Source organism: Xenorhabdus sp. PB61.4, assembly GCF_963894935.1.
Lineage (GTDB): Bacteria > Pseudomonadota > Gammaproteobacteria > Enterobacterales > Enterobacteriaceae > Xenorhabdus > Xenorhabdus stockiae.
In genome coordinates this window covers 1-6775 of sequence record NZ_CAWQJR010000060.1, presented here as the reverse complement: position 1 = coordinate 6775, position 6775 = coordinate 1, and the positions used below count along the sequence as shown (strand labels likewise).

The window sequence follows — 6775 nt, the reverse complement described above, 5'->3', positions numbered from 1 at the left end:
ATCTATGAATGCTCTAATAAAGAAAAAGCCATCCTTTTTTGAGATGGCTTTTATAAAAATTAATAACTGTCTTTCTAACTAATACTTTTTATTCAATATAAATCTAATATTGTTTCAGCCACACAGGTATGTTGGTTTTTCATTTGAGGTGCGGGTTTAATAAAACAATCTTCCAGAAACCAGCTTGCAGGTGTTTTCAGAGTAATAGAGACAACAACCAAATGTTCCAGACTAATTCGATTCGTCCCCCGTTCATAACGTGATAACTGCTGGTGACTGACGCCAATTCTGTCCGCCAGCTCTGCTGCTGTTATCCCAAGCTCTTTTCGCTTCATTTGGATCCGTTTACCTACCAGCATACTGACTCGCATAGTATCTTTACCCTCATTATAAATAGGTTAGTAAGACAACTGCTGTACCTTCATATTTACCGGCTTTCGGTTGTATTAATGTGTGCAGTGTTGAAGTCAGAGTGAAAGTGGAAGGTATATATTTTCCCTCAGCGGTGACATTCACTCCATCTGCTGCATTCTTTCCGTCAATCTGTAATGCTGAATAAATTTGTTTATTAGCATCGAGATAAACTTTGGGTTCGTTATTAATAGACTTAACCTGTAACATTATTTTGTTGCTATAAAGTGCACAGCTAAACTGGCCATTAATAGAACGGGTTGCGTTATTAACTTCTGAGGCTTTTAATTCGCCATAAGCAATTTCAACGGGAACAATAAGTTCACAACTCTGGTTTGCAGGCGGTAATTTATTGCAGGTTGAATTAGGAAATTTTTGTGCTGTACCATAACCTGATGATATCTGGTTGGTATAAAACAAGCCTACACACTGTGCATTCGCAGTAATAATCGGGAATGTGACCCGTTTAGGAATTCCAAGCTGGCTTTTATAAGCGCGCATGACATCTGCGGTTGTCCGGTATTTATGGGCATCAGTCAAACACACCTTTGCATCAATACAGGAACCATACATGCCCGGCTGTTTACCGTTGTTATACTGAACATCCGGGCCAACATAGCATTGCGGCTTGTTATAACAAGGGTTCTCAATTCCCTCTTCTTCCGTCCATTCAATCAGTTCCATTGTCGTAATGGTTTGTTTACCCGATGTCGTGGTATTCACGGGCATAACATAAGCTCCACCATAAGAATATGAAGCAGTTAAGAAAAATAATGATGCAGAAAACTTCATTAATGATTTTGTAATATGACGCATAATTTATTTCCCTAAATAGCCCCAAGCCTGGCCCGAATATCATGGAAATCACTTAAAAGACTGGCGTAGCTATTCATAACTAAGCTCAAAAGTTGCCATCGCATTGAACTCTCCTACACCAATTTTGTTTTGCAAAAGTGCTTTAGGATCGGCTTTGACATAGGCCTGAAACGGAATGACATGACTACTGTTCGTGCCAGTAAGTGAGAACTGAGCCGTTTTATTAAAAGGAAGTGGTGTACCATCCAGTTTTTCCATACCAATAGCCGCACCGGAAGCATTGCTGCCGTGACTGAACGCCAATAATCCCGGCTGCTCTTTGCTCTCTTGCCCGACAAACTTGATATTCACTTTCTGCGCAACTTTAGGGTCACACTCTTCCAAATGCAGACGGAATGGCTGGCTTGGCGTGCGCTGATATAAATAAAGATCCCGGCTGGTAATGCTGCCAAAATCCACTTCCATCGCCTTATCTTCCGGTTTAATCACACAGGAAGGCGCCAGTACAGTCATCGTAATTCTGACATTTTGACGAAGGTTATCTTGCGCATAGGCATTTTGCAGGCTGCTCACTCCCAACAGGAATAAGGCCGGCAGTACTAATAATTTCCGCGCACAGTCAGAGAACTTTATATTTAACGAATTCATTATTCTTTATCCTAAAATTCATTATGATTGGGTGAAGTCTGTTTTGTGATTCACCAAATCTAATCAGCCCTCTTCATCGAGAATCTTTGTCACCGTACAGTTATTGCCACTACAACTAAAAACTAACTGCGGGTGCCCGCCATAGTCATTGACATAAGTCAAGATGGGGTTACTACCGAAAGCGCTGACTGTTCCGCCCAGTGTTTCACTGCTTTTAGGTGCCAGCATGAATGGTTTGAACCCCTCAACCGGCTTGCCTTTAACTTGACTCTGGCCTTCTGCAATCGTGACGTAATACGGCGTTGGGTTATTCAGTACATACTGGTTTCCCTGACGGGTTAACGTCAGTTTTTCCTGCCACGGGTTTTCAAGATCCACACGACGTGCGATAACTGCTTCCGGACGGTAGAACAATTTAATTTTCGTCTGTATCGCGAGTTGCAGAACATTTGATTTTTCACTGCGTGGTGGAATTTCACGGACGTTAAAATAGAACAGGCTTTCTCTATCCAGAGGTAATTGCGCTATCGCGGGTAGAGTCTGAATCTTAATCTGACTCTTCATCCCGGCTTCAATACGCTGAACAGGCGGAACAACAACAAGTGGACTGTTGATTTTATTTCCCTGCTCATCTTCAATCCATGCCTGTGCTAAATAAGGCAAATCAGGGTGTTGATTCTCAATATTCAAGCTGACAGATTTTTCATTCCCGTTAAAAATAGCCCGGGTACGATCTAATGCTATCGCCGCCGTTGCCTGATGCACTGACATTAAACTTGTTACCGTCACGGCAGCTATCATTAGAATTTTTTTCAGTTTCATAGTGTCATTAGCTCATGCTTTAAAAACGTATATTTGTATTACTGCGATCAATTAATATCGGCATTACCGCATTAAAAATTAATGTAATACTTCACCAAAAACCTATTTTGTGGTTTTTTTAATTACTTTTTACTTATCATTTACATTTAAAAACTGGCAAGGCAGTAAAAATGCGGTTGAATACTCTGATGAGATCCCATCTGGTACAGTCACCTCACACTGAGCATGTCCATCCCAATGAATCTGCAATTTCTCACCCTTTTTCATTCCACTCAGGTAGGCATATCCATCATCACTCACCATGCCAATTTCCCGTTGGCTGGCGTTCATAACAGATGCCCCAAAAGGCGGGAACGAACCATCAGGTAAACGGATCACTGTCATGGCTTTAATCCCGGATATCACCTGAAATTTACGATATCCAATGGCACCTTCGGTTAATGTCGCCAACTGAACCGAACGCATTGCTTCCACGTCATCCGGCAATTTATCCAAGTCAATATTTGCGGTATTGCGGTGATAGCTGTTCACATCAGCCAGTACAGCTTTGCCAAAGTAATTGGAGTGAACTGAAGAGCCGTACGTCTGGACAGGCACATTCCGTACACCTTCGGTATCTACCATCAAGCGGGTTGCACCAGCTATATTTGTACGGTGTAAAGCGATTCCTTTGCCCGTTGCAGTGATCCCGCCCTGTAAACCCAGGGTCGCGCTAGTATTACTATCGGATTGATGGCTGGCGCTGGCGGTCACCAATGCCTCATCACCATAATGGGTGTAATAACCGTCTACTGTTGCCCTTCCACGTGTATTCACACCTGTTGAAATGCGATAGTTATTACGATCATCAATTCGATTGAAATAGCCGACGGTATGACCATTACCCTGACGATTGACTAATCCGTTATAACTGACAGTTCCTGTTTCTCCCCAAGGAATGGAAAGACTCAGATACAGACCATCATCTTTTTTATTGTCAAAATTGTTACGATAAGCGGATAAATTGACATAGATACCTTTATAACGGTCTATATCCAGATGCTTAGATAACGAGAGGTCATAGCGGTTATTCGCAGGCCTATTCCAGTAGGTTTGGTGGCTATAGCTGAAAGTGGTGCTGAACCCTAATTCATTAAATTGTTTATTTAAATTAACGGTATAAAGTTCTTTTCCACTATCAGAGGATATATTTCGGGAACGGTAACGACGGTCAATATATTGCCCCATACTCATGAAATCACGTTCAGAGAATCGATATCCGGCGAATGTCAGCTGACTGTTGTACTCTTCAAAACGTTTCGAGTAACTGAGGCGATAAGATCCCCCCGTCAACGTTTTGTTCTCACCCGGCAATTTTGCTCTTGAACCTGTGACATCAAACGCCAATGCCCCAAACACCAGCAAATCACGTCCTATCCCCAGCGATAAGGCGTCATAGTCACCCGCAGCCAAAAGCCCGCCATACAATGACCAGCCGTTATTGATCCCCCAGGAAAATTCTCCCAAACCAAAAGCCGGTCCTTCACGACGATGCTTCTCATTCGTGGATTGTCCGCCAATAAATTTGTACTGCACTCGTCCGGGACGTGTCAGAAAAGGAATGGTTGCCGTATTGACCTGAAATTGCTGGACCCCACCATCCTGCTCTTCAATTCTGACATCCAGTGTCCCTGCTACGGCATCACTGAGATCCTGAATACGGAATGGGCCTGCGGAAACCTGAGTTTCATACAGCACTCTTCCCATCTGGCTGATAGTGACTTTGGCATTAGTTCTCGCAACCCCTGTAACCTCTGCGGCATAGCCGCGTAAATTAGGCGGCAACATATTTTCATCTGTTACCAGACTAACACCGGTATAACGGAAGCTATCGAAAATATTGGAATTAAGGTAACTCTCTCCCAGTGTCAGCTTAGCTTCCATAGTGGGAAGTGCGCGATACGCGTAGTAACGGGTCCAATCCCAACTGCGTTTTCTGGAACTGGAGCGATTTGTGTCATCCGAATCGTTCTTCCCGGTATTAGTGTGATCGTATCTGCTCTGCCAGTTTGCACGGAAACGCCACGCGCCGGCATTAATACCTGTCGTACCATTTGCACTGATTTGCTGGCGTGCATTACCATGATCTGGTTTAGTTGCCTGTGCATAAAGGTTGTAATCAAATAACAATCCGGGTACACCTTCATCCCAGCGGGAAGGAGGATCCCAATTCGGTGATTCATATTCCAGATAGATTTTAGGAACAACTAAATACAGGGTATAAGTGGCTAAATCCCCTTTAACCAAGGTCCCCGGCAGGCTATTCAGATCAAGGCATTTTTCATTATTCTGCCAGACTAATTTATCGGCCCATTTTGATTGCAGGCCAATTTTTTTCACTAATTCGGGTGAAATACAGGCTTCACTACCTTTCGGGTCATTATCCGGCACGAGAAAGTCAATAGGATACATATCCTGCAATTCAGACTGATTCACCCGAACTGCCATCATATAGTTCCCCGGCATGATATAACCTGCACGGGAAAACTTCTCCAAATCAATATTGGAGCGTTCATTAATATCCAGCGCATCAGTATTGAATTCAATGGGCTTAGAATAAGCAAACTGGATACCGGACAGAGAAAATAGTATCAGGGCAGAAAGTAGCTTAATACCGGGCACCGGAGATTTTGTATTTATTTTATTAGCTATTCTTTGTTTATTAAGCACGTGGTTTTTATTAAAAATTCTTTTTCTATTACTGCGTGTTTCTTTATTAACAGACGAAAAATCATGATTCATAGAAGCTATAAACCAAGCCATAACATCCTCTAAGCAATGAATCGTTAATAATTCAATTTGAATTTAATTACTGCCTGATAGTGCCAAATCCGTATGTATGGCAGAATGTGTGATTTTCCGAATATAGGTAACTGAGAAAACATCAACTTCAATTAATTCTGAAGAAGCCTTTCAATTCTCAAGCCACTTAAATCGCTTTCTTATCAGTTTTAAACACCGTTATTAGACACAGTGCATGTTTGAAACAGGCTGAATAGTTATGCCAGGAAACCCAAATAAAAATCAAAATGACATGGGCTTCCTGACATTCAGCAATTAAAAACTAGCCTTTAGTTTTCACTATTACAGGTAGTTCATAGTAAAGTATGCGAATGCATAGAAGTCACCTGTTGTTACAGTCTGACCAGGAATAACTTTCAGGTTTGCATCGAAACGCAGGCGGTTATCAACTGCATCTACACCAGTTGTAGGTGTGCCGAAACGAACCAGTCTTCCGTTCTCACCGTCATTTAAGTCGCCAATTTGGATGCCTACACCTTTAGCTTTACCTTTAATAGCTAAAAGATCGCCATTAGCATCAACCGTATCACCTGTGAACGTTGTGGAAATTTTCTTTCCTGTGATATCAGAACATTTGTCTAAAATAATATCAAAAGGTATACGTTCGGATTGACCGTCCGGATTGGACTTAAACTTAGAAGTCCGCACTTCGCCAAAATTAACATCAATATGAGAATTTTTAATTGAACAAGTCGGATTAATAATAGAACCTTTGAAGTGAACGAAACCACGATCATTCATGTTGTCGTCACTTCCACCTGCATTTGCAGCGCCTGCAGTTAAAGCGACACCAAGACCTAAAACCATTGCCAATTTATTCAGTTTCATAATCGAATTTATACCTTTTAATTAAAAAGTAGGGATTTATATTCAGGGAATGTCCTAGACCCAGAAATTAATTTCTGGCTCTTAGGATAATTGCTATTTAGTTTTTTGACAGACTGCTTAACTGTTCAACTAAATGAAATCGATATTATGATTCTATACAAAGCACCCTAAGTCAAATTTCAGCGGATAAAACTGGCAATGATCCCTAACTGCGTATCGGATATGAGTTTTTACCAAAAACCACGCATAGACAGCAATATATTTTACTGATAAACATGTAAATTTAGATTATTTTCCTGAATTGCATCTCACAAAGACGAATAGTTTAGAATCTTAGTTTGCGTGTCTTTATTGAGCGATTTTGTCTTTTTTAAAATAAAAAAATACCCAATTAAACTAAGATAATGAT

The 6775-nt window shown here is 41.4% G+C and carries 6 protein-coding genes; all 6 read right to left on the bottom strand.

Going from position 1 to position 6775, the window contains the following annotated elements; all coding sequences use genetic code 11:
* Window positions 1-92 precede the first annotated feature (92 nt).
* Window positions 93-371 (bottom strand): helix-turn-helix domain-containing protein, encoded by a 279-nt coding sequence (locus tag AACX68_RS04705; protein ID WP_099108832.1) that lies wholly within the window; start codon window positions 369-371, stop codon window positions 93-95.
* A 16-nt stretch (window positions 372-387) separates the two neighbouring features.
* Window positions 388-1227 carry an MrpH family fimbial adhesin gene (locus AACX68_RS04700; RefSeq protein ID WP_099108833.1) on the bottom strand — a complete coding sequence of 280 codons (840 nt, stop codon included), beginning with the start codon at window positions 1225-1227 and terminating at the stop codon, window positions 388-390.
* Between the two features lie 69 nt (window positions 1228-1296).
* Window positions 1297-1875 (bottom strand): fimbrial protein, encoded by a 579-nt coding sequence (locus AACX68_RS04695; protein WP_228860712.1) that lies wholly within the window; start codon window positions 1873-1875, stop codon window positions 1297-1299.
* Window positions 1876-1938: 63 nt separating this feature from the next.
* Window positions 1939-2697, bottom strand: coding sequence for a fimbria/pilus periplasmic chaperone (locus AACX68_RS04690; RefSeq protein WP_228860711.1), 759 nt, complete (start codon window positions 2695-2697; stop codon window positions 1939-1941).
* Between the two features lie 129 nt (window positions 2698-2826).
* The gene (locus tag AACX68_RS04685) at window positions 2827-5499 is read right to left on the bottom strand and encodes an outer membrane usher protein (protein ID WP_228860710.1); all 2673 of its coding nucleotides are present in this window, start codon (window positions 5497-5499) and stop codon (window positions 2827-2829) included.
* A 321-nt stretch (window positions 5500-5820) separates the two neighbouring features.
* Window positions 5821-6366, bottom strand: a complete 546-nt coding sequence (locus AACX68_RS04680; RefSeq protein ID WP_228860709.1) for a fimbrial protein — start codon at window positions 6364-6366, stop codon at window positions 5821-5823.
* Window positions 6367-6775 lie beyond the last annotated feature (409 nt).